This is a genomic window from Halomonas sp. Mc5H-6, from assembly GCF_024124705.1.
GTDB lineage: Bacteria > Pseudomonadota > Gammaproteobacteria > Pseudomonadales > Halomonadaceae > Vreelandella > Vreelandella subterranea.
Genome location: NZ_JAMXSI010000001.1, coordinates 172,534 through 198,698, shown reverse-complemented (window position 1 = coordinate 198,698; position 26,165 = coordinate 172,534). Strand labels below are relative to the sequence as shown.

Here is a 26,165-nt window from a genome sequence, read left to right as displayed (position 1 = left end):
TCAATGACGTTGGCCACAATCCTCCCCCCGGAACGCGTTCTCTACGATGTGCCCGGGGGCAGCAAAAAACGGGTGCTGGAATTTTTCAGCACCTTTATCGCACAAAACATTCCCAGCCTCGACAGCCAGGAAGTGTTCAGCCGTCTGATCGGCCGTGAACGCCTCGGCAGTACGGGGATTGGTAACGGCGTGGCGATTCCCCATGCGCGAAGTCCGCATTGTGATTCGCCCATCGCCGGCTTTCTCAAACTCAATGAAGCGGTCGACTTCGACGCCATTGACGGCGACCCGGTTGACCTGGTGTTTGTTCTGCTCGTGCCTGAAGAAGCCGACGATACGCACCTGGCACTGCTGGGCCAAGTTGCCTCCATCATGAATGATGCCGACACGCGCCAGCAGCTACGCAAGTCGGGTAGTCAGCGTGAATTGCTGGACCTCATCTCCGCCAAGATACGCGAACAGGCTGCCAGCCTTTAAAAAGGCGAGGCGCTTATGGACCGTCCTAATCCCGGGTCGCTTGTCCAAGTCGCTTGACCGCAAGCAAGAGAGCCTTCATGCAACTCGTCATTATTAGTGGCCGATCAGGGTCAGGCAAATCGATAGCCTTGCAGGCGCTGGAAGATCTGGGTTATTACGCTATTGATAACCTGCCCGCCATGCTGCTGGATTCACTGGTTGAGGAGTTGCGCGATCAGGGCGGTCGCACCCACCTGGCCGTCAGTATTGACGCACGCAACCTGCCAGGCGCACTTGCCAAGCTTCCCGAACTGCTCAAAGAGCTTCGGCAGCGGACCATCAAGTGTCAGATCGTGTATCTCACCACCGACGCACGCATTTTGCTGGAACGCTATTCAGCCACTCGCAGACGGCACCCGTTAACCCGCAACAGCAGCCTCACGCTAGAAGAAGCCATCGACAAAGAAGAGCAAACGCTGCACGAGATTCGCGATCTGGCCGATTTGACCATCGACACGACCCGGCTTTCGGTGCATGACCTTCGTCGCCGCATCACTGATCAGGTCGCCCATCAGCGGCGCGACCAGCTAACGCTGACTTTCGAGTCCTTCGGCTATAAGCGCGGCGTTCCGCTGGATGCGGATATTGTCTTTGATGTCCGCTGCCTGCCCAACCCCTACTGGGATCCGGCGTTACGGGGCTCCACTGGCCGCGACGCTGATATCATTGCGTTTTTGTCCAGTTACCCACTGGTCGATGACATGACCCGCGATATCGAGGCCTGGCTTGAACGCTGGCTGCCAGCCTATCAGCACAGCCAGCGCAGCTACATGACGGTGGCGATTGGCTGTACCGGCGGTCAGCATCGCTCGGTTTATATCGCTGAACAACTGGCGCAACGCATCGCCAATCTGCTGGGTGAAGTACATTTACGCCACCGCGAGCTGGGCTTGCAATACACCGTCAACGCGCCGCTTTAGTTCGAGCCACGTTGACAACCATCATCTATCGCGAAGACCCTCATAGCCAAAAGGAACCAGGGTGCCAGAACGTAGACTTACCCTCACTAACCAACGCGGCCTTCACGCGCGGGCCGCCACAAAGCTTGTGCAATGCAGTCAGCAATTTGACGCCAATGTCCGCGTTTATAAACAGCAGCAGGAAGCCGATGCCGCCAATATCATGGCGCTGCTGATGCTCGCGGCCCCCTGTGGCACGGAGCTATGCATCAAAGCAGAAGGCAATGACGCCGAACAGGCCCTGGATGCCATTCAATCGCTGTTCGACGCCCGCTTTGACGAAGACAAGTAAAACCCCGTCTGCAACGATCGGCTAGTTGCCGGCGATGGTCATGCCATCAATCAGCCAGCTACCGGAATGGATACTGCCGCGGCGGTCAATGTCATCACCCACGCCCACCAGCGCACCGAACATACGCTCCAGGTTACCCGCGATGGTGAACTCTTCGATAGGGTATTGCACCACCCCGTTTTCGACCCAGAAACCGGCTGCACCGCGGGAATAGTCGCCCGTGACACCGTTAATGCCCTGCCCCATCAGCTCGGTCACCCAGACACCGGTGCCCATTTGCTCGAACAGGGCGGCCGGGCTGGATAACGGCGCGGTAATGCGCAGATTGCGTGCGCCCCCGGCGTTTCCGGTCGTCTTCATGCCCAAACGCCGTGCGCTGTAGGACGACAGCATATAGCTCGCTATCTGGCCGTTTTCGATAAAGCGGTTGTTGCGCGTTTGAACCCCTTCCCCATCAAAGGGAGAGCTTGCCGTCGCACCAATCTCCATCGGTCGTTCTTCAAGGCTAAACCAATCGGGAAACAGCGGCGTATTGAGTCGGTCACACAGAAACGAAGCCTGACGGTATAGCGCGCCGCCTGCCAGCGCGCCCATCAGATGGCCCACCAGGCCACTTGCCAGACTTGGATCGAACAGCACCGGATAAGTGCCCGTTGGCGGACGCCTGGCCCCCAAGCGGCGCAGGGTACGCCTGGCCGCCTCGCGCCCCACGGCGGCCGGGTCGGATAAATCGTCAGGGTTGCGCGCCGAGGTGTAGTCCATATCACGCTGCATGCCTTGTTCGTCTTCAGCAATCAACACGCAGGAAAGTGAATGTCGACTCCCTTTTTGGGTGCCGACGAAGCCATGGCTGTTGGCGTAAACGCGCACGCCTTCACCGCTCGATAGCGAAGCACCATCCGACTGAGTGATGCCTGTCACTTCGCGGCCCGCTTGCTCACAGCTCAGCGCCAGCTCGATGGCCCGGTCGGTGGTTAACGCCCAGGGGTGATGGACTTTCAAATCAGGGATATCGGTCGCCATAAGCGCCGCATCGGCAAGACCTGCCGACGGGTCCTCACCCGTATAGCGAGCAATCGACAGGGCCTTTTCCACGGTTGCCAGCAGCGATGCCTCGCTGGCATCCGTGGACGACGCGCTACCCTTACGCTGTCCCACATACACGGTGATGGCAATGCCCTGATCACGGGAAAGCTCGACGGTTTCCACTTCGCCCTGGCGGACACTGACGCCAATTCCCTGATCGACACTTGCCCCCACCTCAGCGGCATCTGCCCCCATCCGTTTAGCCATCGCCAGGGCACTTTCAGCACGCTGGATGAGCAGTGCCTGTTGGGCTGATGCGTCGAACGCTTGAGCCATACAATCTCCTTAACCACCGACATTGTCGGTAGATCCATATTGAGCATCGCGGCCTGATATAATAAGGCCACGAATTCTGTTGATGAGAACCTACGATGCCAAAACAACGCCCCGAGCCCCTAGACGACGACATGGCAGAGCGCCCCAGCAAGTCCCAGTTGAAGCGCGAAATGCATGCACTTCAGGCATTGGGGGAAACACTGATTGCCATGCAGCCCGCCGAGCGGGCGCGTTTCCCGCTATCCGATGACATGCTGCGTGCCATCGACGAGACCGCTCGCATTCGTTCCCATGAAGGGCGTCGGCGGCATATGCAGTACGTCGGCAAATTAATTCGCAAGGAAGACCTTGCCGCCATTCAGGCCGTGTTCGACAACATCGAACAAGAAAAGCAGCATCGCGACCATGCGTTTCATCGACTTGAAAAATGGCGTGACCGGCTAATCGATGAAGGCGACCCGGCCGTTGAGCAGTGGCTCAACGAGCACCCGGACACCGACCTTCAAACCCTTCGCCAGTTGATTCGCAACGCCAGGCGCGAGCGTGATCAAAACAAGCCGCCCACCAGCGCTCGCAAGCTTTTCAAGTTTTTACGCAACACCGCTGAGCTTTAGTTTTTTCAAGACTGCGTGCCGCCGACGGTCAGCTCGTCGACCTTCAGCGTCGGCTGACCGACACCCACCGGCACGCCCTGGCCTTCTTTACCGCAGACGCCAATGCCGGTATCCAGCGCCATGTCATGGCCGATCATCGAGACACGGCTCATGGCGTCAGGGCCATTACCGATCAGCGTCGCGCCCTTCACCGGCGCCGTCACGCGGCCATCTTCAATCAGATAGGCTTCGCTGGCGGAGAACACGAACTTGCCGGAGGTGATGTCGACCTGGCCACCGCCAAAACTCACGGCGTAAATACCCCGCTTGACGCTCTTGATGATGTCGTCTGGCTCATCCTGCCCGGCGAGCATGACGGTGTTGGTCATACGCGGCATCGGCAAATGGGCAAACGACTCACGCCGGGCGTTGCCGGTGGGCGCCATGCCCATCAGGCGAGCATTGAGCTTGTCTTGCATATAGCCGGTCAGCACGCCGTCTTCAATCAACGAAGTGTACTGCCCTGGCGTGCCCTCATCATCGACGCTGAGCGAACCACGCCCATCGCGCAAGGTGGCATCATCCACCACGGTAACGCCTTTTGAGGCCACACGCTGGCCCATCCGCCCGGCAAAGGCTGAACTTCCCTTGCGGTTGAAATCTCCCTCCAGGCCATGACCAACGGCTTCGTGAAGTAGAATACCCGGCCACCCAGCCCCCAGGACCACTGGCATTTGCCCGGCAGGGGCATCGACCGCCTCAAGATTGACCAGCGCCTGGCGCACCGCCTCTTTGGCGTACCGCTCCGAGACCTGTTCATCGCGCAGCCGTGACATCGAATAACGCCCGCCACCACCGGCACTGCCACGCTCGCGACGGCCGTTCTTGACGGCAATCACGCTGACATTGAAGCGCACCAAGGGGCGAATATCCGTCGCCAGCGTGCCGTCACTGGCCCGTACAAGCACCACTTCGTAGGTGCCGGAGAGCGACGCGCTCACTTGAGTGACGCTGGGGTCGGCCGCACGGGCAATCCGGTCAGCATCTTTCAGCATGGCGACTTTTTCGTCAGCGCTCAGCCCGGCCAGCGGGTCGATGCCCGCATAGTAGGACGCAGCCGTCACCGGCTTGACCGCCTGTCCGGTCAATTGCTTGCCACTGCGCACGATACCGGCTGCCGTTTTTCCGGTATCCATCAGTGCGTCGGCGGTGATCTGGTTGGAGTAGGCAAAGCCGGTTTTCTCGCCGGCCAGAGCGCGCACGCCGACGCCGCCATCAATGTTGTAACTTGCCTCTTTAACCTCACCATCTTCCAGTATCCAGCCTTCTTCCCATGAGCGCTGAAAGTAAAGATCAGCATAGTCGATACCGGCTCCCATGGCGTAACCCAGGCCGCTGTCCAGGGCGTCAAGGGTCAGCCCGCCCGGGGTGAGCAAAATCGAAACGGCGGTTTGTAAATCGTTAGTGTGTGCGGTCATCGAGAGCCTTCTAAAGTCACTTGCGGCGAGGCCCATGGCCCCTCCACACGGTAATAAATCGTGGTCACCTGATCCAAGGCGTCGCCGAATAGTTGGTCGGCTAAAAACAGTGCGCCGCCCACCACGGGCGCTCCGATGGCGAGCGCTGCCATTGGCAGGCTTTGGCTTAACGGTAATGTGACGCCAAGGCGTTGATCAAGTTCGCGGTTCACCAAATCAACGTCGCCACTAAGTGATAAGGTGGCGGCGGGCGTCTGTATTTGCAATGGGCCTCGCAGCATGAGTTGGCCATTGGCGATATCGGCAGCCCCGTGGACACGATCGAATGCCGTGCCTTGACCTGTTACGTCGGAAAAGTCCAGCCGCAAACGCCGCAGGATATTGTCAAAGTTTAGCAGCCCCACCAGGCGTGCCGGTGCCGATTCCAGGGTAAGAAAACGACCATCGCGGATGTCGGTGGTCATCTCTCCCCCGGCCTTGGCGAGATCCAGTTGCCATGGGGCGCCGGGCCAGGCAAGCGTCGCATCCACCCGGGTACTGCGACTGCGCATGGCCACCGGCTGGTCAAGGCGTTCAAGCGCGGTGGCGACATTGCCACCCTTGATCGACACGTCCGTACGCGTCCGACTGGTGGCGCTCCCTCCTTTCCAATGCAGCGAACCGGCGGCGGTGAGCTGCCCCAGCGTCAAGCCGACGGGCTCCAGCGAAAAGCCGTTACCATCGGCATGCCAGAACGCCGTTAAAGGGCCCATTCGCTTGCCGTCGAGCAACATCTCGGACAGCCGCAAACGGCCATCGGGAATATCGACCAGCCACTCGGGCAAGGCCATCGGAAGCGATGCGTCAGGCGTTGTTGTTTCGACTGATTCCATCCAGGAAGACGGCATAGGCGCCGTTGACTGCTCCCGACCATCCCTCTTCACCGCCTCCACAATGGAGTCCAGGGACAGCTGAGTGAGCGCAATATCCAATGGCGTCGGCCCAGTGGGGCGGTACTCAACACGCCCCCTCACCACATCGCTATCAAGCATCAGCGACAGCTTGCTGTCGCGCAGGCTACCCTCGGCAGTCCCCCCAGCCAGGCAAGCCTGCTTATAAACCACGCAGGGCGTGGCGATATTCAGCGAAAGCGGCGGGAGCGTTGCCATTGACGTATCGTCAGCGTCTGTCGCGCCGCTGCCCTGAATGAGGGGGGATAATGCCCGCTGCCAAGCGGCGATATCCAGCCGTTCGAGCTCGGCAATCAGTTGCCAGCCTGGCGTCTGCCGCCAGTTCGACGTGCGGCGAGACGCCCGATCCAGGCGTACGCTGCCAGCAAGCTGACCGCCGGTAGACTGGATATGTAAATCGGCAATATCCGCCAAGCGGCTCTGGATACGTAACGGCTCAAGGTCAGCCGTCAGTGTCCAGGGCCATGCCTGCTGGGCACTCTTGGCAAAGGGAGCAGGCAGCTTGATGGCCATGCCTTGCCAGTTACTTTCCAACGCCAACTGGGGGGTGGGCGACAGGGTTAGCTGCCCCTGCCAGGATGACCGCCCTTCGGCAAGCGAGCTCGCCACTTCAGGGCTCAGCCCTGCCAGCCCCCCCAGCAACCCCCGGGCCGACGCGTCGCCCTGAAGGGCGACGCTGTCTTTCCGGGTATCAATCGCCGCTTGAATCGCGCCATTCAATAGCCGCCCGTTCAATTGGCCAACCAGTACGCCTTGCTCGCCCTGTTGCTGCCAGGTAATCCGGCCCTGAAGCGACTCAATGCGCTCTGCAAGCTCACCATAGCCTATCTGCATGCCTCTGGGTTCGGCGTTGACTTCAAGAGTGAAGTCGTCTTCCTTATCCAGCGACATGGCAAGCGCCACGTCTCCATCAATATCGCCCTCGAGCGCCAATGCGTTAATCTCAGGTGTATCGATATCGGGCATCGCCGACAAGAACGCCAGCGCGTCTTGCCCGCTTGCCTGCCACTTACCCGACAGGTTCAGCGCCTCATCCTGTAACCGCACTTCGCCATTGCTAAGCATGACGCCTTGCGTTTGCCCACGCTCAACCTCAGCCAGAAGACGCCCGTTTTGCCACTTCAGGCGACCGGCCAAGTCCTCGATCTGCGGCCAGTCAGGCGCAATGGGCAGGTACCCATCACGCAATGTCAGTTCAAGGGTGGAGGTTAACGCATCGTCGCTGACGTCATCGCCCAAAGGCTGGCTGAGCTTTAACGCGCCCTGGGTGGCATAGCCACCCACTCCGCTACCCAACCAGTCGCGCAATTCCGGCTCTAGTGCCTTCATTGGCACCCACTGCGCCAGCGGGTTCTCCAGGGCATCGACATTCTGAAAATCAATGTCCAGGCCGAAGTGCCCACGATCAGCATCGGTGACTAATCCAAAGCCACCGGTGACGCTCGCCCCCTCCCAATCAAGCGCGATATCGCGGCCGCTGACCAAGGCACGCGGGCCATCGTAAACCCATTCCACCTGGCCTGAGGCATGCCGTAACTGCATGGGGGCATCAAAGAGTTCTGGAAAATAAAGCGTACTTTCGCGACGGTTAGCAAATTGAACGCGCCCCCTGAAATCACGCGCCTGCACCCAGGCATCCAAGGGGCCTCCGCCGGGTGCCTGTTCCCAGGGCAGTACTTCGAGACTGCTGATGGCCGCATCAACGCCCCATTCACCTTCCTTCTGACCGATCCGAAAGCCTTCTACCTGGCCACGCGGCGCAAGCGTTTGCAACACGCGGGTCACCGATTCCGGCATCGGCACATAGTCTCGCCATGCGGCGAGTGACGCCAGCTCAAAGGCACTGGTGCGCAGCTCCCAATCACTGGGCTGGTGGGTCAGGTACCAATGCCTTGGCAGCGCGGGGCCTTCACTGACCCCCGAAGGCTTTGCCCACTCGACATTCTCTGCATCACCACTTACCCAGGCTTCACCACCCTTGCCGTCGCGCTGCCACTGGCCCAAGGCTTCTACATTTCGTAATATTGCCCGCTGCACGTTGTGGCGCAGCGTCAACTGGGGTATATCGACCCCCATTCTCGCCCGGTCCAGCCGACCTTTGTACCACTGCCCCCAGAGACGTGCATCGCCCCCGGCCTGACTGATTTGCGGTACATACTCAGGGCGTATGACGTCTCCCAGCAGCGCTAAATGATCGAGTTGTACCTCGACGCTCAACGCCGCCGAAAAGTCTCGATAACCGTCTTCTCCCGGCGACACCTCCGCCTGCAGGAAGGCCATCGGCAACGGCCTTGAAGGCTCACCGTCCGTCTGGTCAATAATATTGATACTGCCTTCGAGCTGGGTGTGCTGTTCGTCGCCTCCCAACAACAGGGTCGGCGCATGCAAATCAACCGTATTATCCTCACCGTGCAGCACCAGACGGGTATCTTCCACGCTTAACCGTTGGCGGAGCAAGATCCCCACCCAACGATCGAGCGCAGTTAGATTGATATCAGGCTGCTCTTCCACCACTGGCAATTTGGCAGGCGCAGGCCACTCCCATCTATCACTGAAGAGTCGATACAGGTGGAATTCGGTGCCACGAATATCAGCGGCATTGAAAATAGGCGCGCGCGCTCTGAGCGACGCCCACACGTCCAGCCGCAGGGTGGCGTGGGCGAGCTTGAAAAGGGGGTAGCCGTTAGGCGTTTGTGCGCTGACATCGCCCACCATGAGTTCGATATCATTGCGCTGAAGGGCAAGCGTTAGCCGCTCAATGTGAACCGGCACACCCACCTGAGATTCCAGAAATGCCTCTATACGAGGCGTCAGGGCGTCCGCCTGGCTCATCGCCAGGCGCACTAACAGCAGAATGATCGCCAGCGCGCCGAGCCACCACGCGGCGATTCTCAATGCAATGCGCACCACCGGGCGAATCGTCATGGATCACATCAACACAATATCGTACTGCTCTTGAGAATAGTGCTGTTCTACCTGAAAGCGTATCGTCTTGTTGATGAAGGCTTCCAGGTCTGCAACCGCAGCGGACTCTTCGTCCAATAATCGATCAACGACCGGCTGGGAAGCCAACACCATATATGTCTCGGCACTATAGGCCCGCTCTTCACGAAGAATCTCGCGAAAAATCTCGTAGCAGACGGTCTCGGGCGTTTTGAGGGTGCCTCTGCCGCTGCAGGTGGGACAGGCTTCGCACAGGGTTTGCTCCAGGCTTTCCCTGGTCCGCTTGCGGGTCAACTGTACCAGGCCAAGCTCGGTGACACCGGTGCATTTTGTCTTCGCATGGTCACGTTCCAGGGCCTTTTCCAGCACGCGCAGTACCTGGCGCTGGTGTTCAGCATCCTCCATATCGATAAAGTCGATAATGATGATGCCGCCCAGGTTACGCAGGCGCAGTTGCCGGGCGATCGACGTTGCCGCCTCCAGGTTGGTCTTGAAGATGGTTTCTTCCAGATTGCGATGCCCCACATAGCCGCCGGTGTTGACGTCAATGGTGGTCATTGCCTCGGTGGGGTCAATCACCAGATAGCCACCCGACTTCAATTGTACCTTGCGGCCCAGCGCTTTCTGGATCTCGTCTTCCACGCTGTACAGGTCAAAAATGGGTCGCTCACCGGGATAATACTCGATACGGTCCACGGCGTCGGGCATGAACTCCTCGGCAAACTCAATCAGCCTGAGAAAGTTTTCCCGGGAGTCGATGCGGATCTTTTCGATATCGTCGCGCATGACATCACGCAAGGTGCGCATGAACAGGGGCAGGTCATCGTATATGACCGTTGCGGGCGCCGCTGAAATTTTACGCTCACTGACCTTGCGCCATAGGCGAAGCAGAAAATGCATATCGCCAATGAGCTCTTCATCGCCCACTCCTTCAGCCGCGGTGCGCACGATAAAGCCGCCGCTTACCTCCAGCGTTTGCTGGCTGATACTGTTATCCAGCAACGCCTTCAGCCGCTCACGTTCACGCTCGTCTTCAATACGCTGGGAAACGCCATGGTGAGGCGAATCGGGCATGTAGACCAGGTAGCGGGAGGGAACCGAAAGATGCGTGGTCAACCGCGCACCTTTGCTACCAATCGGGTCCTTGGTGACCTGCACGACCAGCGCCTGGCCTTCATGCAGCAATTGACCAATGGTCTGCTGCTCGTCAACGGAGGTGCCAGGGGGCATCACTTCCTGGGCATGGATAAAGGCGGCACGTTCGAGGCCAATATCAACAAAGGCAGCCTGCATTCCAGGCAGTACACGTACGATCTTGCCTTTGTAGATATTGCCGACAATACCGCGCCGACGGGAACGCTCGATGAGCGCCTCTTGCAGCACGCCGTTTTCGACCAGCGCCACGCGGGTCTCCATCGGCGTCAGATTAATCAGAACCTCACCGCTCATGCAAAAATCCTTGTGGGTTTACGCGGGTAAATGTCCATTCCATAACGGTACCCCCTGACGACGCAGCAAGCACGCTGTTTCAAAAAGTGGCAGCCCCACCACTGCCGAGTGGCTGCCCTCAATGCCTGCCACGAATACCGACGCCATGCCCTGGATGGCATAACCGCCCGCCTTGTCGCATGGCTCAGCCGTTTTCCAGTAGGCCGCGATCTCTGCGTCGCTGATATCGCGCAGCGTCACGCGGGTTGTCACGCAGCAGGTCAAGACCCCCTTGGGGCCCGTCACCGCGACACCTGTCAATACGTCATGCTGCCGCCCCGAGAGACGCCGCAGCATGCTCGCAGCGTGGGACTCATCGTCGGGTTTGCCTAAAATCTGTCCATCCACCACGACCGCCGTATCCGAGCCCAGTGTCGGCAGCGCGGTCAAGGGCATCGCCGCTTGGGCCTTGGCCTGAGCCAAACGGACGACGTAACGCTCGGCGGGCTCGCCAGGCAAGGGGGTTTCGTCAATGTCGCAGGACTCAACCTGGACTGAAACGCCGATCGATGCGAGCAGCGCCTGGCGGCGTGGCGAGGCAGACGCCAGATACAAGACCGGTTCTGGTTCCAACATATCGGCTCCAAATCGGTGACTCAGGACGGCGCCTTGCGATCAGCTACCGGCAGAACGACGCTGTAGTGCGGCAAACATCGTCGCAAGCCAAGGCCATAGCACGGCGCTGACCAGCGACGAGGTCAAGAACTCCAGATGAATGGAAAAATTCCCCACCAAGCTACGCAGCCATTGGTCGACCAGCTGTACAAGCCCAAGCAGCACCAGCACCAGCAACGCTTGCTGGAGCAGTGAGTAGGCACGAAAACGGGCGTAGACAAGCGCGCACAAGAATGCCAACAGGGAGAACATGATGGCGTGATGACCCAGAGGCGTTCCCTCGATCAAGTCCAGCAGAATACCCAGCACAAAGCCGTGGAAAACCCCCACTTGATCGGGCTCGCGCATACACCAATAGATCATCATCAACCCCAGCCACTCGGGCCGGAATACCTGCCACTCATCACCTAGAGGCATTACCTGCAGACACAGCGCCATCAGCAAGGTCAACCACACCACCACCAAAGGCGTGACCGGAACGCGGGACATCAGGGCACCTCCTGGGTAGATGATTCACCGTCAGGGTTGGCCACCTGACGCGCACTGCGCAGCGCATCGACCGAGACCCGCAGGGAGTCGTCCCAGTGTTGCTCATCATCTGGTTTTTGCGGCGGCGGGGAAAGCAGCAGAAAATGGCGTGAGCGTTTCAACTGAGCCATCGGCTCCGCGGTGACCTGAGCAAACGGCTGCCCCGGGTCATGCTCGACCTTGGTGACACGCGCAACGGGGTAACCTGGTGGAAATCGCCCTGCCAAGCCAGACGTTGTCAACAGATCACCTTCGCGAATATCCGCCGTGTTCGGCACATGCAACACTTTCACATGATCATAGCGCCCCGTCCCCTGGACAATGAAGCGCAAACCATTGCGATTGACCTGCACCGGCAGGGCATGGCTGGCATCGGCTACCAGCAGCACACGGCTGGAGTAGGTCGAAACCGCTGTTACCTGACCGACTAGCCCGGTGGCATCGATTACCGGCTGGCCCACATAGGCACCGTGGCGATGCCCGCGATCCACCACCATCTGATGACTGAAGGGATCATTGTCGAGGGACAGCAGTTCCGCGGTCATAAAGGGGATATCGCGCTGCTGAGCAGCGCCAAGCAAACGCCGTAGTTCAGCGTTTTCTCTGGTGAGGTTCGCCATTCGCTGCCCGCGGTGTGACAGCGTCAGAATTTGCTCGCGCAGGCGCTGATTTTCATCAACCAGCGCTTGCTGGTCTGAAAGTGCCAGCGACCCCCAATCCAGAACCCGGCTGGGAACACCAACCACCCACTGGATGGGGGCTACCGCCACTGACATCTGGGCACGCACGCTTTCCATACGTGTGAAACGCTGGTCGACGAACATCAGCGCACTGGCAACCAGCACGCAGAAAAACAGCCGATATCCCGGTAAAGGACCATGCGAAAACAGCGGTTTAATAGGCAAATCCCCCGCAATTAACCGCTGCGATTAGTCGCTCGACAGCAACTCAAAGGTGTGCTGATCGATCATTTCCAGCGCTTTGCCGCCACCACGGGCCACACAGGTCAACGGGTCTTCTGCCACGATCACGGGCAGCCCGGTTTCTTCAGCGATCAGCTTGTCGATATCACGCAGCAATGCGCCACCACCGGTCAGTACCAGTCCCCGCTCGGCAATATCAGACGCCAGTTCGGGAGGTGATTGCTCAAGCGCATTTTTTACCGCGGCGACAATCGAGCCCAGTGTTTCTTGAAGTGCTTCGAGAATTTCGTGGGAATTGAGCGTAAAGCTGCGCGGAATCCCTTCAGCCAGGTTTCGCCCGCGCACATCGATCTCGCGCAGCTCGCCGCCAGGATAAGCACAACCAATTTCCTCCTTGATACGCTCAGCCGTTGCTTCACCAATCAGGCTGCCGTAATGACGACGCACGTAGGCGATAATCGCTTCGTCGAAGCGGTCGCCACCCACGCGAATGGATTCGGAATAGACAATACCGTTGAGCGAAATGATCGCAATTTCAGTGGTACCGCCGCCGATATCCACGACCATTGAGCCCTGGGCTTCTTCCACGGGCAGCCCGGCACCAATCGCCGCCGCCATGGGCTCCTCGATCAGGTCCACACGGCGAGCGCCAGCGCCTTCCGCGGACTCGCGAATCGCGCGGCGCTCCACCTGCGTCGCCATGTAGGGGATGCAGACCAGCACGCGCGGGCTAGGGGTAATGAAGGTGCTTTGATGCACTTTGCGGATAAAGTGCTGAAGCATTTGTTCGGTGACGGTAAAGTCAGCGATGACGCCGTCTTTCATTGGGCGAATAGCCGTGATATTGCCCGGCGTACGCCCCAGCATACGCTTGGCATCGGCACCGACTGCCGCGACACTGCGCATATTACCGGATTGACGGATAGCAACGACGGATGGCTCGTCAAGGACAATGCCACGACCGCGTACGTAAATCAGTGTGTTGGCCGTACCCAGGTCGATCGATAGATCGCTGGAAAACAGCCCCCTCAGACGTTTGAACATGGATGTTGATACCTAGTGCAGACTGGGAACCCTGTGCGGATGCAAACGGTATCACCGCAACCCCCTGGCAGCAAGCACGAGTCGCGTCAGACACTGCCCGTTTGCGCCAAGATGTGGTACATTTTGCGGCTATTTTACACATCTGCGATACAAGACGTTATGACAATAACTGACTGTATACCGCGTAATGCGGGATATGTTCCATCACCTTCGCGAGGAATTTCCGATCATGGCGCTTGAAGACTCTCATGTGCGCCGGGCCGCTCATCTAGCCCGGATCGCCGTCAGCGATGACCAAGCCAGCGGTTTCGTAGAGGACCTGAGCCGGATTCTGGACATGGTCGACCAGCTACAAGGCGTCAATACCGACGGCATTGCGCCCCTGGCCCATCCGCTCGATGCCACCCAGCGCCTGCGCGCCGACGAAGTCACCGAAACCAACCAGCGCGATACTTTCCAGCGCTGCGCCCCAGCGGTTGAAAACGGCCTGTACCTGGTGCCCCGTGTGGTCGAATAACGCATCACCAAGGCATTAGCCGTCTTTTCATCCTTATCTTTTGCTTCGAACGGAGCTCTCAGGTCATGCACGACAAGACACTGACACAACTCGCCAAGGCGCTGGGCAGCGGTGAACTATCCAGCCGCGAGTTAACTGAACACTACCTGAAACGCATTCAGCAGAGCGGTGCCATCCTGAACAGTTTTATTACCGTCACCGCTGATCAGGCACTTGAACAGGCCGACACCGCCGACCAGGCGCGCGCCAAAGGCACGGCGAGTCTGTTGACGGGCGTGCCATTGGCACTGAAGGACATTTTTTGCACCCAGGGCATCAAAACCAGCTGCGGCTCCAGAATGCTGGATAATTTCGACGCGCCTTACGATGCCACCGTGGTGGAAAAGCTCAAGACAGCGGGCACGGTTACCCTAGGCAAGACCAACATGGATGAGTTTGCCATGGGCTCGTCCAACGAAAACAGCTACTACGGACCGGTCAAAAACCCCTGGGACCTCACTGCCGTGCCTGGTGGCAGCTCCGGCGGCAGCGCGGCAGCGGTGGCCGCGGGGCTCACGCCGGCAGCGCTGGGCACCGATACCGGCGGCTCGATTCGTCAGCCAGCGGCGTTCTGCGGGATTACCGGCCTCAAACCGACCTACGGACGCGTTTCCCGCTATGGCATGATCGCCTACGCCTCAAGCCTCGACCAGGCGGGCCCCATGGCACGTAGCGCAGAAGACTGCGCGCACCTGTTGAACGTCATGGCGGGTCATGATGTGCGCGACTCCACCAGTATCGCCCGCGGGGTGCCCGACTACGCGGAGACGCTCAATGCGCCGCTTTCAGGGCTGAAAATCGGCCTCCCTACAGAGTACTTCGGCGAAGGCCTCGACCCTGAGGTCGAAAAAGCCGTGCGTGAGGCCGTTAGCGTCTATGAGTCGCTGGGCGCTACCGTGCGGGATGTCAGCCTGCCTCACACGCATTACGCCATCCCGGCGTATTACGTCATTGCACCTGCCGAAGCCTCCTCCAACCTGTCACGCTTTGACGGCGTGCGTTTCGGCCACCGCTGCGATGAACCAAGCGATCTGATCGACCTCTACAAGCGCTCGCGGGCCGAGGGCTTCGGCGACGAGGTACAGCGCCGTATCCTGATCGGTACTCACACGCTGTCGGAAGGCTTCTTTGACGCCTACTATACCAAGGCGCAGAAGGTTCGCCGTCTGATTCGCCAGGACTTCCTGGATGCCTTTGAAGATGTGGACGTACTGATGGGGCCTGCCTCACCGACACCGGCTTTTGATCTGGGCGCCAAGAAGGATCCGGTATCCATGTACCTGCAGGACATTTATACGATTGCCGTCAACCTGGCGGGCATCCCCGGCATCAGCGTACCGGCCGGCTTCGCCGGTGGCCGTCCGATCGGCCTACAGATACTAGGCACCCACTTTGCCGAAGCCCAGCTGTTGAACGTCGCCCACCAGTTCCAGCAAGCGACCGATTGGCACTTGCAACGCCCTGATTTTGCCGAGGAGAGCGCCTAATGCAATGGGAAACCGTGATTGGGCTAGAAGTCCACGTTCAGCTCGCCACCCACTCAAAGATTTTCTCTGGCGCCTCGACAGCATTTGGCGCCGAGCCTAACAGCCAGGCTTGCGCGGTCGACCTCGGCCTGCCGGGTGTGCTGCCGGTACTCAACGAGCAGGCGGTGGCCATGGCGGTGCAGTTTGGTCTGGCCGTGCATGCCGATATCGCTGAAGTATCGGTGTTCGATCGCAAGAACTACTTCTACCCGGATCTGCCCAAGGGTTATCAGACCAGTCAGATGTACCACCCCATCGTCGGCCCCGGCGAAGTGGAGATTACCCTGGACGACGACTCCACCAAGCAGATCCGCATCCACCATGCCCACCTGGAAGAGGACGCGGGCAAATCGCTGCATGAAGACTTCCATGGCATGACCGGCATTGACCTGAATCGTGCAGGCACGCCGCTGCTGGAGATCGTCTCCGAGCCGGATATGCGCAGCGCCAAAGAGGCGGCCGCCTACCTCAAGGCAATTCACTCGATCGTCACCTATCTGGGCATTTCCGACGGCAACATGGCGGAAGGTTCGATGCGCTGCGACGTCAACGTCTCGGTGCGCCCCAAGGGGCAGGAAGCCTTCGGCACCCGGGCCGAGATCAAGAACGTCAACTCTTTCCGCTTTGTGGAAAAGGCCATTGCCTTTGAAGTCGAGCGGCAGATCGAACTGATCGAGGACGGCGGCAAGGTCGTCCAGGAGACCCGCCTGTTCGACCCTGAGCGCGACGAGACACGCAGCATGCGCACCAAGGAAGAAGCCAACGACTACCGCTACTTCCCCTGCCCCGACCTTCTGCCGGTGGTACTCGACCAGGCCTACCTGGACCACCTGCGCAGCCAGCTACCGGAGCTGCCTGCTGAAAAACGCGAGCGCTTTCAGCAGGCGCTGGGCCTGTCGGCCTACGATGCATCCGTGCTTTCCGCCAGCCGCGACATGGCCGAATATTTCGAGGCCGTCCATCGCGTCTGTGGCGACGCCAAACAGGCCGCTAACTGGGTTCAGGGTGAACTGTCCGGCGCGCTCAACCGCGAAAACCTCAGCATTGCCAACAGCCCGGTCACCGCCGGCCAACTGGGTGAACTGGTCCAGCGGGTACTTGACGACACCATTAACGGCAAAGCCGCCAAACAGGTCTTCCAGGCGCTGTGGCACGGCGAAGGTGCAAGCGCCGATGCCATCATCGAGGCGAAAGGGTTAAAGCAGGTCACCGACACCGGCGCCATCGAAGCGATGATTGACCAGGTGATTGCCGATAGCCCCGCTCAGGTGGCGCAGTACTGCGACGCCGAACCCGAGAAACGCGGCAAGATGATTGGCTACTTTGTCGGCCAGGTCATGAAGGCCTCGCGAGGGACCGCCAATCCGCAGCAGGTCAATGGCCTGTTGAAAGAGAAGCTGGATGCGCTGCTCTAGGGCCACCCTTGCCAACTTAAAACGGCCGCGCTTGCGGCCGTTTTTTTCGCTACGTTAACTGTCCGGGATGCACAAAGCGTTGCAGCTGCGCGCAGCCTTTTGCCCATACCGGCGCGGTGAACTCGGCAAGGCCTGCGGTGGGAAAGCCAATGCCGCGGGCTGAACGACCGTCGACCAGCGTCTCGGCCAGCTCACCCACCAGCGGCATATGGCTGACAAGAATCAGTCGTTCATCGGTTTGCTCGACCAGCCAGTCGATGACCGCTTCGGGGGCGTCGTCCGGGGTGATCAGCGGCAAGGTTTCCACCGGCACCGACAGCGCCGCACTCAATCGGGAGGCCGTCTGCTGGGCGCGACGATAAGGACTTGCCAGCAGCCTCGGCGGCGACCCTGGCTGGGCGGCTATCTGCGCGGCCAGCCACGCCCCGACCTTGGCGACTTCCTGCTCGCCGTGCGGTGTCAGCGTGCGCTGGTCATCGGGCCGACCGGGTCCCGCTTCGCCGTGGCGCATCAGCCAGAGTCGCTGCGCTTGATCAGTCATGCCATCCCCCTGTTTCCCGGTGAGCTTGCTGAACGTCTTCGCGGGGAAGGATGAACTCGACGTCACTGCTTTGCTCACCCATCATCAGCGTTTTTGCCATGTCCTGTGGCGGCACGCCGTCGAACAGCACATGATAAAGCCCTTCGGCCAGCGGCATGTACACGCCAATCTCGGCCGCCTTGGTGCAGACCAGCCTGACGGTATTGACGCCTTCGGCCACCTGGCCAAGGGCATCCACGGCTTCGTCCAGGGTGCGCCCCTCGCCGATGGCGTGCCCTACCCGGTAATTACGCGACAAGCTCGACGAGCAGGTGACGATTAAATCCCCCACCCCGGCAAGGCCCAAAAACGTCATGGGGTTGGCCCCCTGGGCAACGGCGAAACGGCTCATTTCGGCCAATGCCCGGGTCATCAACATGCTGCGGGTATTCTCCCCCATGCCGAGTGCCGCGGCCATGCCCGCAGCAATGGCGTAGATATTTTTCAGCGCCCCGCCCAGTTCGACACCATGGCGGTCATTGCTGGCATAGACACGGAAGTAGCGGCAACCCAGCGCCTGCTGAACCCGGGTGCGGGTCAGGGCATCGGCGCTGGCGATCACCGTGGCGGTGAGCTGTTTATCGGCAATTTCCGAGGCGAGGTTGGGGCCCGCAATCACCCCGATATGGGTAAAGCCGGTTTCCTGCTCCAGCACCTGGCTCATCAATAAAAAGCCGGATTGCTCAATCCCCTTGGTGGTACTGACCAGGATCTGCTCGGGCCTTAACCACGGCTTGGCCGCCTGAACGACGCTGCGAAAGGCCTGGGACGGAATCGCAATCAGCACCAGTTCAGCGTCGCGTAGCACCGTTTCAAGGTCGGTGGACGCCTGTACCGCGGGGTTAATGGCATAATTCGGCAAATAGCGACCGTTGCGTCGCTCCCGATTGATCTGCTCCACCAGCGCTTCATCGCGCATCCATTGACGCACCTGCGCGCCGTTGTCAGCGGCAATGCTTGCCAGGGCAGTGCCAAAACTACCGCCGCCCAGTACGGCGACCTGAATCTGCTGCTCAGCCATGGGAATCCCGGATCGTTGGTAAGCGAAAGACGATAAGCCTTGCTGAAGGGTACGACAAAAACAAACGGCCCGCTTGGGGTAACTCCCCAAGGGGCCGTTATACGCCGTCAAGTAAGCGTTATGCCGCCAGCACCCCATTGAGGCGCTTCACGTAAGCGGCCGGATCATCCAGGTGGCCGCCTTCGGCGATAATCGCCTGGTCCAGCAGAATGTGGGCCAGGTCGGCAAACAGCCCGTCATCGGCGTTTTCCAGGCGTGCCACCAGTGAGTGGCTGGGATTCAGTTCCAGAATCGGCTTGACCTCGGGCAGCGGCTGCCCGGCGGCTTCCATGATGCGGCGCATCTGATAGCCCATTTCGTGCTCCGGCAGCACCACGCAGGCCGGTGAGTCGGTCAGGCGGTGGGTGACCTTAACGTCCTGCACACCTTCGCCCAGGGCTTCCTTGACGCGCTTGACCAATGATTCCTTGGCTTTGGCGGTTTCTTCCTGCTCTTTTTTCTCGGCTTCATCTTCCACGTCGCCAAGATCGAGCTCGCCTTTACCCACGTCAGCAAAGGATTTGCCGTCAAACTCGGTAAGGTGGCTCATCAGCCACTCGTCAATGCGGTCGGAAAGCAGCAGCACCTCGATGCCTTTCTTACGGAAGATTTCCAGGTGTGGGCTGTGCTTGGCGGCATTGAAGCTGTCGGCCACCACGTAATAGATCTTCTGCTGACCTTCTTTCATGCGCCCGACGTAGTCGGCAAGCGAATGCTCCTGGGCGGCCGTATCAGTGTGCGTCGAGGCAAAGCGCAGCAGGCCGGCGATTTTCTCACGGTTGGCGGCGTCTTCGCCCGGGCCTTCCTTGAGGACGTTGCCGAAGGTATTCCAGAAGGTTTGGTACTGCTCGCTATCCTTGGTGAGCTTCTTGAGCATATCCAGCGCGCGCTTGGTCAGGGCACCCTTGATCTTGTCGACCTTGGGATCCTGCTGCAGAAGCTCGCGGGAGACGTTGAGCGACAGGTCGCGGGTATCCAGCACGCCTTTGATGAAACGCAGGTAAAGCGGCAGGAACTGCTCGGCATCGTCCATGATGAAGACGCGCTGCACGTAGAGCTTCACACCCCGGGCACCGTCGCGGTCGAACATATCAAACGGCGCGCGACCGGGTACAAACAACAGGCTGGTATATTCCAGCTTGCCTTCCACCTTGTTGTGGCTCCAGGTCAGCGGGTCACTGAAGTCGTGGGCCACGTGCTTGTAGAACGCCTTGTACTCGTCATCCGAAATATCGCTCTTGGGGCGCACCCAAAGCGCCGTGGCTTCGTTGACGGTTTCCCAGGTGGTGACTTCGCTGCCTTCGACCGGATTGCCATCATCGTCCTTGGCGGTTTCGGTCTTGGGCATGCGTACCGGCACTTCGATATGGTCCGAGTACTTGCGCACCAGGTTCTGCAGGCGGAAATCGTCGGCAAATTCCTTGGCGTCGTCTTTCAGGTGCAGGGTAATTTCGGTGCCGTGCTGTTCGAGATCGATGTCAGCGACGGTGAACTCGCCCTCGCCTTTCGAACGCCATTCCACGCCGGTGCTTGCGTCTTCGCCAGCCTTGCGTGTGCGAACCGTCACATCGTCGGCGACAATAAAGCTGGAATAGAAACCCACGCCGAACTGACCGATCAACTTGGCATCTTTCTGCTGTTCACCTGACAGCTGCTTGAGGAACTCGGACGTACCGCTGCGCGCAATGGTGCCCAGGTTGGCAATCACATCATCACGGGTCATGCCGATACCGTTGTCGCGCAGAGTGACCGTTCCGGCGTCGGCATCGTGTTCGATTTCGACACGTAGCTCGCTGTCGCCTTCGTAGAGCCCGTCGTTGTCCAGGGCCGCATAGCGTAGCTTGTCGCAGGCGTCGGCAGCGTTGGATATCAGCTCGCGCAGGAAAATTTCCCGATTTGAGTACAGCGAGTGAATCATCAGATTCAACAGCTGCTTAACTTCCGTTTGAAAGCCAAGAGTTTCTTCGTGGGTAGTGTTGGACATTCGCTCAGCCCTCATTGATCTCGGTACGTAAAGCGCCTCGCCAAGATGGCAAAGGCATAAAAATCGGTGTGAACGAAATATGGGGCTGAGGGAAAATTTTTCAAGCGGCCGTGTGCGGCGAATCAGTGGATTCGCTGTCGGGGTATTTCCAGGCGCGATAGCCGGCCAACTGCTGGTCCATGCGGTTGAGCAGCCAACTAACAATGACGGCATCGTCGACCACGCCTATCAACATCAGAAAATCGGGGATCAAATCAAACGGTAACACCAGATAAATCAGCGCCACCGCCATCAAGGCGAAAGCTGACCAGGGCACAGGCCGAAAACGGCCTCTGACGACGTCACGGGTCATGGGAAAAAACAATGTCAGCGCTCGCCACATACGCTTGAATACCCAAGCACGAGATTTAAGTCGACGCAGCCACCACCAGCTGGATAATAGAGCCATCAGTATTGAATCCTCCCAGACGTTCAGTTGTCGGAGTCTTTTACGTTAGGATAGTTCAGTCCACCAAGGCCACCCAATGCCGTATCGAGGAAGCATCATGCCCCGCACTGCCCGCGTATTATCCATTGCGTTCGTTGCCTGTTTACCAAGCATGTCGTGGGGCGTCAGCGACAGTGCAATGCGCGATGCCCTCGATGCCGCTCGCAACCAGCAATGGGACCGTATTGATATGGCGGCCATTGAAGATCATCCGTTAAGTGGCTATGTCACTTATCATCGGTTGCGCAACCAGCTACCTGACCTGCCGCCGGAAACGGTCAACCGCTATATCGATACCCACAGCGACTCGCCGTTGAGCGACTGGATGCGCGGCCAGGCCATCGACCAATACGGGGAGGCAGGCCAGTATGGCCGTGTGCGGGCGGTCAGCAATGGTGAGCCCAACGGCGCCGCCCGGCAATGCCACTACCACACGGCCCATTTTGACATTGCCCCACAACAAGCGGTTGAGGCCGGCCAACGCCTCTGGCTTGTGGGCCAATCCCAACCGAACGCCTGCGATCCGTTGTTTGACCGGTTGAGAGCTAACGGCACCATCGATGGCGAATTGATTTGGGAACGCCTGATGTTAGCCTGGCAGGCAGATAACCGTCGGCTGGCCGACTACCTGAGCAATCAATTAAATGAGCGCTGGCAAACCGCCATTGATACCTACGAAACGGTGGACAGTAACCCGCAGCGCATACTCGGTGCTCCCACCTGCCTGGGCCCCGAATGCAAGGCCACGGCCACTTTTTACCAGGCGGCAATGCAGCGCCTTACGCTAGATGACACCCCGCAGTCCCTCTCCGTGTGGCGCTCCCTGGCCGAGCGTTTGAGCCTGTTGCCCAGCGATCAGCGGCTTATCGAAGAAGAGCTGGCGTATTACGTACTGGTGCGTGAAGTGCCCAATTCGATGGCGTGGGTGGATAGCGTCTTGCCACGCCTGGACAGCGAACGCGTCTTCGAGTTGCGGGTTCGCCGCGCTCTTCAAGCTCATCAATGGGAAGCGGTGCGCCACTGGATTACCCAAATGCCCGCCGAGCAGAAAGCGGATGCACGGTGGCAATACTGGCTCGCCCGGGCCAGCGAGCAGCTAGGCGATCAAACGGCGGCCACAACGCATTTCCAGCAAGCCGCTTCACAGCGTAGCTTTTACGGCTTTGCCGCTGCTGAGCGTTTGGGGCAGCCGTTAGCGTTGAACAATGAGCGCTTCTATTTTGACGACGCGTCACGTGAGCGTATCGCGCAACTGCCCATGGTGCAGCGTACCCAGGCATTGATGCGCATCGGCGAAGACGGCCTGGCCAATAGTGAGTGGCTGCATGCCGTTCAGCAGGCATCCACCGAAGAAGCCCGAGCGCTGGCGGACTTTGCCGCCGAGCAGGATTGGCATGCCCGGCTGGTACAGACCACCATCGCGGCGGGCATGTGGGACGCCCTAGAATGGCGCTTCCCCCAGGCCTACCACGACGACTTCATCCACTGGGGGCGCATTAGCGGCGTGGACCCTTACCTGCTAATGGCGATTACCCGCCGTGAAAGCGCCTACAACCCCAACGCCCTGTCACCTGCCGGTGCCCGGGGACTGATGCAACTGATGCCCGGCACCGCCGCCCAGGTAAGCCGCCAACTGGGTCTCGATGACCCTGGCCCCTACGGCGTACTCGACCCGGAGCTGAACATTCGCCTGGGCAGCACTTACCTGCGCGACAAGCTGCAGCGCTACCAGGGCAACCGTTTAGCCGCTGCGGCGGCGTACAACGCGGGCCCTGGACGAGTGGATCGCTGGCTGGGAGATTACAGCATCGAGGCCTTTGACCTCTTTGTGGAGCGCATTCCCTACCGTGAAACACGCAACTACGTACAGGCCGTGCTGAGTTATCGCGCCATTTTTGAAAGCCTCGCCAACGGCTCAAGCGACGGGGTGTCGCTGTTGAGCAACGGCGAAAGGCAAGTACGTTACAGCCGGGCGCTGGTGATTCGCGATTGATATACGCCCAGAGACGGACCGCGGCCGCGTTACACCGGCCGCTGAGAAAATGCCAGGCGAATACCCAGCATCACCAGTACAGCGCCGGTCATCGCGTTGAGCGTTTGCGCAAAACGCGCGCTGGCCAGCCATTTCCCGGCGCTGCCGACCATCAGTACCACACTGATTTGCCAGAGATTGGCAATCACGAAGTGGACGCCTGCCAACCATAGCGACTTGACCAGCGCTGGATCGCTCGGGGCAATGAACTGCGGCAGAAAAGCCATGTAAAATACTACCGTCTTGGGGTTAAGCACATTGGATAAAAACCCTTCTTTCAGCGGTTGCCAGAGTGGAACGGCCGTATCCATGGTCATCACACCCTTCACCGGCAATGGCTGTCCACGCCGTGCCGCCAGCAGACTGCTAATACCCAGCCAGATCAAATAGCCAGCTCCCACCAGCTTCAAGGCATGAAACGCCCAGGCTGACTGCAGCAGGATCAGCGAAATCCCCATTGCCGAGATGGTGGCGTGCACGAACAGGCCGCTGCAGATCGCCATGCTGGTGGCGACCCCGTCACGCAGCCCTCCCCTGGCCGTATTACGGATCACCAGCAACGTATCGACCCCAGGGGTGATCGACAGCAACGTAATGGCAATGACAAATGGCACAAACTGCGCATCAATCAGGCTAAATGGCGTCATAACAAGGCACTCGTACGATGGAAACGATTCAATCACATTGTGACTGGACGACAGGTTTTTTTGCATCTAGAGTAATTCAGGCGGGTTCGCAATAGCGCCCCGCTTGAACATCAAGCTCGTGAAGGAAATGCATAATGGCAACTGGCACTGTCAAGTGGTTCAACGATACCAAAGGTTACGGCTTCATCTCCCCGGATGACGGTGGTGACGATCTATTTGCTCACTTCTCCGAAATTCAAGCTGAAGGTTTCAAAAGCCTGCAGGATGGTCAGAAAGTCAGCTTTGAGGTAACCCAGGGTAAAAAAGGCCTCCAGGCTTCCAATATACGCGTTGCGTAATTCGCTATCGTGCACAAGGCCCGCATGACGATGCGGGCCTTTTTATTTGCCTAGCGCACAAGCCTCACCAGGGAAGTTATTCTTCCTGCTCTATGGTTTCGGGACGCTCTTCCTCGATTGATTCAAACTGTTCATTCAATCGCTGCTCAGCCTCTTCAAACCGTCGCTCGGTGTCTTCTATCAGCTCATCTATATCTTTACCGCGCGTACGCTCTCCGTCGCGAGCCGACTCAGGCAGACTGCTTTCAAACTCCCAGCGCTCCTCCATCTCTTCATCGCTGATAGGCTCGACAACGGGTGACTGCTGCTCGACCTCCTGGAACTGTTCTTCCAACCGCTGCTGCGCCTCCTCGAAGCGGCGTTCGGTTTCGGCAATCATGTCGTCAACATCCGACCGTGTTGCTTCACCGGGCATTGCACCGCCTTCCTCCAGCACTTCTTCAGGGTCAGCGGCCAGGGTGTCCTCGTCGGCTTCGACGTTTTCTGTCTGTGGGGCCGCGTCTTCCTCAGCCTGCTCACCCACAAGGGAGGCCTCGGTTCTCTCTAATTCTTCTTCTGCTTGGCGCGATTCAGTGGCATCTGCCTCGCTGTCGCTGCTAACAGGCGCGTCGGAGGCCGCCTCTGTCTCTTCTTCAGTAGCTGCGTCAGTCGCTACTTCAGCATCAGCAGACCCTGCGTCTGCATCATTCGATGGTGAAGCGGACTCTTCCTGCTGGTTGGCGTTCGACGTTTCGTCATTATCGCCACAGCCACTGACCACCAACATGACAGCTGCTAGCACGGGCAGCCAAACGCTTTTAGTCATTTATGTTGTCTCCTCAATGTGTACGCCTCATCGCCTCTGTAAAAATGGGTCAATGACAGGTTATCAGTTTCAGGTCTCTACGACCGATGACAGTAGTGGACATTCATCGGGAAGCACCACATGGATGGCCAACGGCACAACGTCAGCGCGAAAGCGTCGATAATGGCGCGCTTCACCATCCAGGGTTAACGGCCAGGGAGGGTCTTCAGATAGTGTCGACACGCTGAGCGCATCCGCCGACACATAGCGCACGAAGCGACCCTGGCTGGGAAAATTCTGTAATTCGCTCACCAAGTCTGGCAGCGCTTTCGCGGTGAGAAAATCCTTGACCACGAGAATATCGAGATGACCGTCGTCCAATTTCGCCCTGGGAGCCAGCACCTGCCGACCGCCAGACTGGCGACCATTGCCAATCGCCAACAGTAGAAGCGATGTCGACTCCTGCTGATCCTCCCAATAAAGCGTGCCACGGTAGCTATGATGTCGCCATGCCTTGACGGCTCCCATGAGGGAATAAGCCCCACCCCCCAACATGCGCTTGAGCATTTTGGGGGTCGACGAGGTGATTTCAGCACCAAAGCCCGCCGTCATCATATTAACGTAATAGCTGGTGACCGACTCAGTGTCGCTCTCGGCGCATAGTTTAACGACGTCAATCGGGTAATCAGACAGCGTCAACGCCGCCGAGAGCGCCTCTGACGGCTCCAGCGGCAAGCCTACCGAGGTGGCAAAGTCATTAGCGCTACCCAGCGGCACAATCCCCATGATCGGCCGCCGGTCTTTATCCAGACGCATCAGGCCGTTCATCACCTCGTTGACGGTACCATCCCCGCCACAGGCAATCACATGGGTCATTCCCATATCGACGGCGGACTCGGCAAAATGCTCGGCATCACCTGCTTCCCAGGTTACCCGAACACTAATCGGCATCCCTGCCTTTCTCTGCTCAGCTACCGCTTCACGTAACGCCGCATTACCGGCTGATTTACCATTAACAATGAGTAAAAAACGCTTCTTTGGTGTCGTCACTGAGATTTCCTTTCG

At 59.0% G+C, this 26,165-nt stretch carries 24 protein-coding genes; 9 read left to right on the top strand and 15 right to left on the bottom strand.

Annotated elements, in window-relative coordinates; translation table 11 throughout:
- Positions 1–3 precede the first annotated feature (3 nt).
- The 3 genes from NH395_RS00885 to NH395_RS00875 all read left to right on the top strand — a co-directional run bounded on the left by NH395_RS00885 (position 4) and on the right by NH395_RS00875 (position 1,767).
- On the top strand, positions 4–477 hold the full coding sequence (locus NH395_RS00885; protein WP_066321137.1) for a PTS sugar transporter subunit IIA: 474 nt from the start codon (positions 4–6) through the stop codon (positions 475–477).
- Positions 478–554: 77 nt separating this feature from the next.
- Positions 555–1,436 carry an RNase adapter RapZ gene (gene rapZ / locus NH395_RS00880; RefSeq protein ID WP_253021741.1) on the top strand — a complete coding sequence of 294 codons (882 nt, stop codon included), beginning with the start codon at positions 555–557 and terminating at the stop codon, positions 1,434–1,436.
- Between the two features lie 61 nt (positions 1,437–1,497).
- Positions 1,498–1,767 carry an HPr family phosphocarrier protein gene (locus tag NH395_RS00875; RefSeq protein ID WP_253021739.1) on the top strand — a complete coding sequence of 90 codons (270 nt, stop codon included), beginning with the start codon at positions 1,498–1,500 and terminating at the stop codon, positions 1,765–1,767.
- 21 nt (positions 1,768–1,788) lie between these two features.
- Here the strand turns inward: NH395_RS00875 and pmbA are convergent, their stop codons facing one another.
- Positions 1,789–3,129, bottom strand: coding sequence for a metalloprotease PmbA (gene pmbA / locus NH395_RS00870; RefSeq protein WP_253021737.1), 1,341 nt, complete (start codon positions 3,127–3,129; stop codon positions 1,789–1,791).
- A gap of 95 nt (positions 3,130–3,224) precedes the next feature.
- Here pmbA and yjgA point away from each other — a divergent pair, with 95 nt between their 5' ends.
- The gene (gene yjgA / locus NH395_RS00865; RefSeq protein ID WP_253021735.1) at positions 3,225–3,743 is read left to right on the top strand and encodes a ribosome biogenesis factor YjgA; all 519 of its coding nucleotides are present in this window, start codon (positions 3,225–3,227) and stop codon (positions 3,741–3,743) included.
- A 5-nt stretch (positions 3,744–3,748) separates the two neighbouring features.
- On the opposite strand, the gene tldD is transcribed toward yjgA, so the two are convergent.
- Genes tldD through NH395_RS00830 form a run of 7 tightly spaced genes read right to left on the bottom strand, consistent with a single transcriptional unit; the run spans position 3,749 to position 13,691 of the window.
- Positions 3,749–5,200 carry a metalloprotease TldD gene (tldD, locus tag NH395_RS00860; RefSeq protein WP_253021733.1) on the bottom strand — a complete coding sequence of 484 codons (1,452 nt, stop codon included), beginning with the start codon at positions 5,198–5,200 and terminating at the stop codon, positions 3,749–3,751.
- Positions 5,197–9,075: an AsmA-like C-terminal region-containing protein gene (locus NH395_RS00855; protein ID WP_253021731.1), complete on the bottom strand. Its 3,879-nt coding sequence runs from the start codon at positions 9,073–9,075 to the stop codon at positions 5,197–5,199. Before NH395_RS00855 ends, tldD begins: the two co-directional genes overlap by 4 nt.
- Before the next feature lie 3 nt (positions 9,076–9,078).
- Positions 9,079–10,542, bottom strand: coding sequence for a ribonuclease G (gene rng, locus NH395_RS00850; protein WP_253021729.1), 1,464 nt, complete (start codon positions 10,540–10,542; stop codon positions 9,079–9,081).
- Between the two features lie 18 nt (positions 10,543–10,560).
- Positions 10,561–11,157, bottom strand: a complete 597-nt coding sequence (locus NH395_RS00845) for a Maf family protein (protein ID WP_253021727.1) — start codon at positions 11,155–11,157, stop codon at positions 10,561–10,563.
- Between the two features lie 39 nt (positions 11,158–11,196).
- Positions 11,197–11,685, bottom strand: a complete 489-nt coding sequence (gene mreD / locus NH395_RS00840) for a rod shape-determining protein MreD (protein ID WP_253021725.1) — start codon at positions 11,683–11,685, stop codon at positions 11,197–11,199.
- The gene (mreC, locus tag NH395_RS00835) at positions 11,685–12,629 is read right to left on the bottom strand and encodes a rod shape-determining protein MreC (protein WP_253021723.1); all 945 of its coding nucleotides are present in this window, start codon (positions 12,627–12,629) and stop codon (positions 11,685–11,687) included. The genes mreD and mreC overlap by 1 nt, the downstream gene beginning before the upstream one ends.
- A gap of 24 nt (positions 12,630–12,653) precedes the next feature.
- Positions 12,654–13,691, bottom strand: a complete 1,038-nt coding sequence (locus NH395_RS00830; protein WP_066321157.1) for a rod shape-determining protein — start codon at positions 13,689–13,691, stop codon at positions 12,654–12,656.
- 229 nt (positions 13,692–13,920) lie between these two features.
- Here NH395_RS00830 and gatC point away from each other — a divergent pair, with 229 nt between their 5' ends.
- The 3 genes from gatC (at position 13,921) to gatB (ending at position 17,188) form a co-directional block, all read left to right on the top strand.
- Complete coding sequence (gene gatC / locus NH395_RS00825; RefSeq protein ID WP_253021722.1) at positions 13,921–14,208, top strand: Asp-tRNA(Asn)/Glu-tRNA(Gln) amidotransferase subunit GatC; 288 nt, start codon at positions 13,921–13,923, stop codon at positions 14,206–14,208.
- Positions 14,209–14,273: 65 nt separating this feature from the next.
- A complete protein-coding gene (gene gatA, locus NH395_RS00820; protein WP_253021721.1) occupies positions 14,274–15,734 on the top strand; it encodes an Asp-tRNA(Asn)/Glu-tRNA(Gln) amidotransferase subunit GatA in 1,461 nt (486 codons plus the stop codon).
- Complete coding sequence (gene gatB / locus NH395_RS00815) at positions 15,734–17,188, top strand: Asp-tRNA(Asn)/Glu-tRNA(Gln) amidotransferase subunit GatB (protein WP_253021719.1); 1,455 nt, start codon at positions 15,734–15,736, stop codon at positions 17,186–17,188. The genes gatA and gatB overlap by 1 nt, the downstream gene beginning before the upstream one ends.
- A 49-nt stretch (positions 17,189–17,237) precedes the next feature.
- Here gatB and sixA read toward each other — a convergent pair whose 3' ends face one another.
- The 4 genes from sixA to NH395_RS00795 form a co-directional block, all read right to left on the bottom strand.
- The gene (gene sixA, locus NH395_RS00810) at positions 17,238–17,729 is read right to left on the bottom strand and encodes a phosphohistidine phosphatase SixA (protein ID WP_253021717.1); all 492 of its coding nucleotides are present in this window, start codon (positions 17,727–17,729) and stop codon (positions 17,238–17,240) included.
- Positions 17,722–18,789: an NAD(P)H-dependent glycerol-3-phosphate dehydrogenase gene (locus NH395_RS00805; RefSeq protein WP_253021715.1), complete on the bottom strand. Its 1,068-nt coding sequence runs from the start codon at positions 18,787–18,789 to the stop codon at positions 17,722–17,724. Before NH395_RS00805 ends, sixA begins: the two co-directional genes overlap by 8 nt.
- A gap of 118 nt (positions 18,790–18,907) precedes the next feature.
- Positions 18,908–20,812 (bottom strand): molecular chaperone HtpG, encoded by a 1,905-nt coding sequence (htpG, locus tag NH395_RS00800; RefSeq protein WP_253021713.1) that lies wholly within the window; start codon positions 20,810–20,812, stop codon positions 18,908–18,910.
- A gap of 100 nt (positions 20,813–20,912) precedes the next feature.
- The gene (locus tag NH395_RS00795; protein ID WP_253021711.1) at positions 20,913–21,260 is read right to left on the bottom strand and encodes a DUF1232 domain-containing protein; all 348 of its coding nucleotides are present in this window, start codon (positions 21,258–21,260) and stop codon (positions 20,913–20,915) included.
- A gap of 97 nt (positions 21,261–21,357) precedes the next feature.
- Here NH395_RS00795 and NH395_RS00790 point away from each other — a divergent pair, with 97 nt between their 5' ends.
- Positions 21,358–23,292: a transglycosylase SLT domain-containing protein gene (locus NH395_RS00790; RefSeq protein ID WP_253021709.1), complete on the top strand. Its 1,935-nt coding sequence runs from the start codon at positions 21,358–21,360 to the stop codon at positions 23,290–23,292.
- A 29-nt stretch (positions 23,293–23,321) separates the two neighbouring features.
- Here NH395_RS00790 and NH395_RS00785 read toward each other — a convergent pair whose 3' ends face one another.
- The gene (locus NH395_RS00785) at positions 23,322–23,978 is read right to left on the bottom strand and encodes a LysE family translocator (protein WP_253021707.1); all 657 of its coding nucleotides are present in this window, start codon (positions 23,976–23,978) and stop codon (positions 23,322–23,324) included.
- A 134-nt stretch (positions 23,979–24,112) separates the two neighbouring features.
- Between NH395_RS00785 and NH395_RS00780 the strand changes: the two genes are divergently transcribed.
- Complete coding sequence (locus tag NH395_RS00780; RefSeq protein WP_066321172.1) at positions 24,113–24,316, top strand: cold-shock protein; 204 nt, start codon at positions 24,113–24,115, stop codon at positions 24,314–24,316.
- A 76-nt stretch (positions 24,317–24,392) separates the two neighbouring features.
- Here NH395_RS00780 and NH395_RS00775 read toward each other — a convergent pair whose 3' ends face one another.
- Together NH395_RS00775 and yegS are read right to left on the bottom strand one after the other, a co-directional pair.
- The gene (locus NH395_RS00775; protein ID WP_253021705.1) at positions 24,393–25,121 is read right to left on the bottom strand and encodes a hypothetical protein; all 729 of its coding nucleotides are present in this window, start codon (positions 25,119–25,121) and stop codon (positions 24,393–24,395) included.
- 69 nt (positions 25,122–25,190) lie between these two features.
- The gene (yegS, locus tag NH395_RS00770) at positions 25,191–26,150 is read right to left on the bottom strand and encodes a lipid kinase YegS (RefSeq protein ID WP_253021703.1); all 960 of its coding nucleotides are present in this window, start codon (positions 26,148–26,150) and stop codon (positions 25,191–25,193) included.
- Positions 26,151–26,165 lie beyond the last annotated feature (15 nt).

Coding starts and splice junctions, on each gene's coding strand:
- NH395_RS00885 (WP_066321137.1), top strand. CDS start 4: ATGACGTTGGCCACAATCCTCCCCCCGGAACGCGTTCTCTACGATGTG.
- rapZ (WP_253021741.1), top strand. CDS start 555: ATGCAACTCGTCATTATTAGTGGCCGATCAGGGTCAGGCAAATCGATA.
- pmbA (WP_253021737.1), bottom strand. CDS start 3,129: ATGGCTCAAGCGTTCGACGCATCAGCCCAACAGGCACTGCTCATCCAG.
- yjgA (WP_253021735.1), top strand. CDS start 3,225: ATGCCAAAACAACGCCCCGAGCCCCTAGACGACGACATGGCAGAGCGC.
- tldD (WP_253021733.1), bottom strand. CDS start 5,200: ATGACCGCACACACTAACGATTTACAAACCGCCGTTTCGATTTTGCTC.
- NH395_RS00855 (WP_253021731.1), bottom strand. CDS start 9,075: ATGACGATTCGCCCGGTGGTGCGCATTGCATTGAGAATCGCCGCGTGG.
- rng (WP_253021729.1), bottom strand. CDS start 10,542: ATGAGCGGTGAGGTTCTGATTAATCTGACGCCGATGGAGACCCGCGTG.
- NH395_RS00845 (WP_253021727.1), bottom strand. CDS start 11,157: ATGTTGGAACCAGAACCGGTCTTGTATCTGGCGTCTGCCTCGCCACGC.
- mreD (WP_253021725.1), bottom strand. CDS start 11,685: ATGTCCCGCGTTCCGGTCACGCCTTTGGTGGTGGTGTGGTTGACCTTG.
- NH395_RS00830 (WP_066321157.1), bottom strand. CDS start 13,691: ATGTTCAAACGTCTGAGGGGGCTGTTTTCCAGCGATCTATCGATCGAC.
- gatC (WP_253021722.1), top strand. CDS start 13,921: ATGGCGCTTGAAGACTCTCATGTGCGCCGGGCCGCTCATCTAGCCCGG.
- gatA (WP_253021721.1), top strand. CDS start 14,274: ATGCACGACAAGACACTGACACAACTCGCCAAGGCGCTGGGCAGCGGT.
- gatB (WP_253021719.1), top strand. CDS start 15,734: ATGCAATGGGAAACCGTGATTGGGCTAGAAGTCCACGTTCAGCTCGCC.
- sixA (WP_253021717.1), bottom strand. CDS start 17,729: ATGACTGATCAAGCGCAGCGACTCTGGCTGATGCGCCACGGCGAAGCG.
- NH395_RS00805 (WP_253021715.1), bottom strand. CDS start 18,789: ATGGCTGAGCAGCAGATTCAGGTCGCCGTACTGGGCGGCGGTAGTTTT.
- htpG (WP_253021713.1), bottom strand. CDS start 20,812: ATGTCCAACACTACCCACGAAGAAACTCTTGGCTTTCAAACGGAAGTT.
- NH395_RS00795 (WP_253021711.1), bottom strand. CDS start 21,260: ATGGCTCTATTATCCAGCTGGTGGTGGCTGCGTCGACTTAAATCTCGT.
- NH395_RS00790 (WP_253021709.1), top strand. CDS start 21,358: ATGCCCCGCACTGCCCGCGTATTATCCATTGCGTTCGTTGCCTGTTTA.
- NH395_RS00785 (WP_253021707.1), bottom strand. CDS start 23,978: ATGACGCCATTTAGCCTGATTGATGCGCAGTTTGTGCCATTTGTCATT.
- NH395_RS00780 (WP_066321172.1), top strand. CDS start 24,113: ATGGCAACTGGCACTGTCAAGTGGTTCAACGATACCAAAGGTTACGGC.
- NH395_RS00775 (WP_253021705.1), bottom strand. CDS start 25,121: ATGACTAAAAGCGTTTGGCTGCCCGTGCTAGCAGCTGTCATGTTGGTG.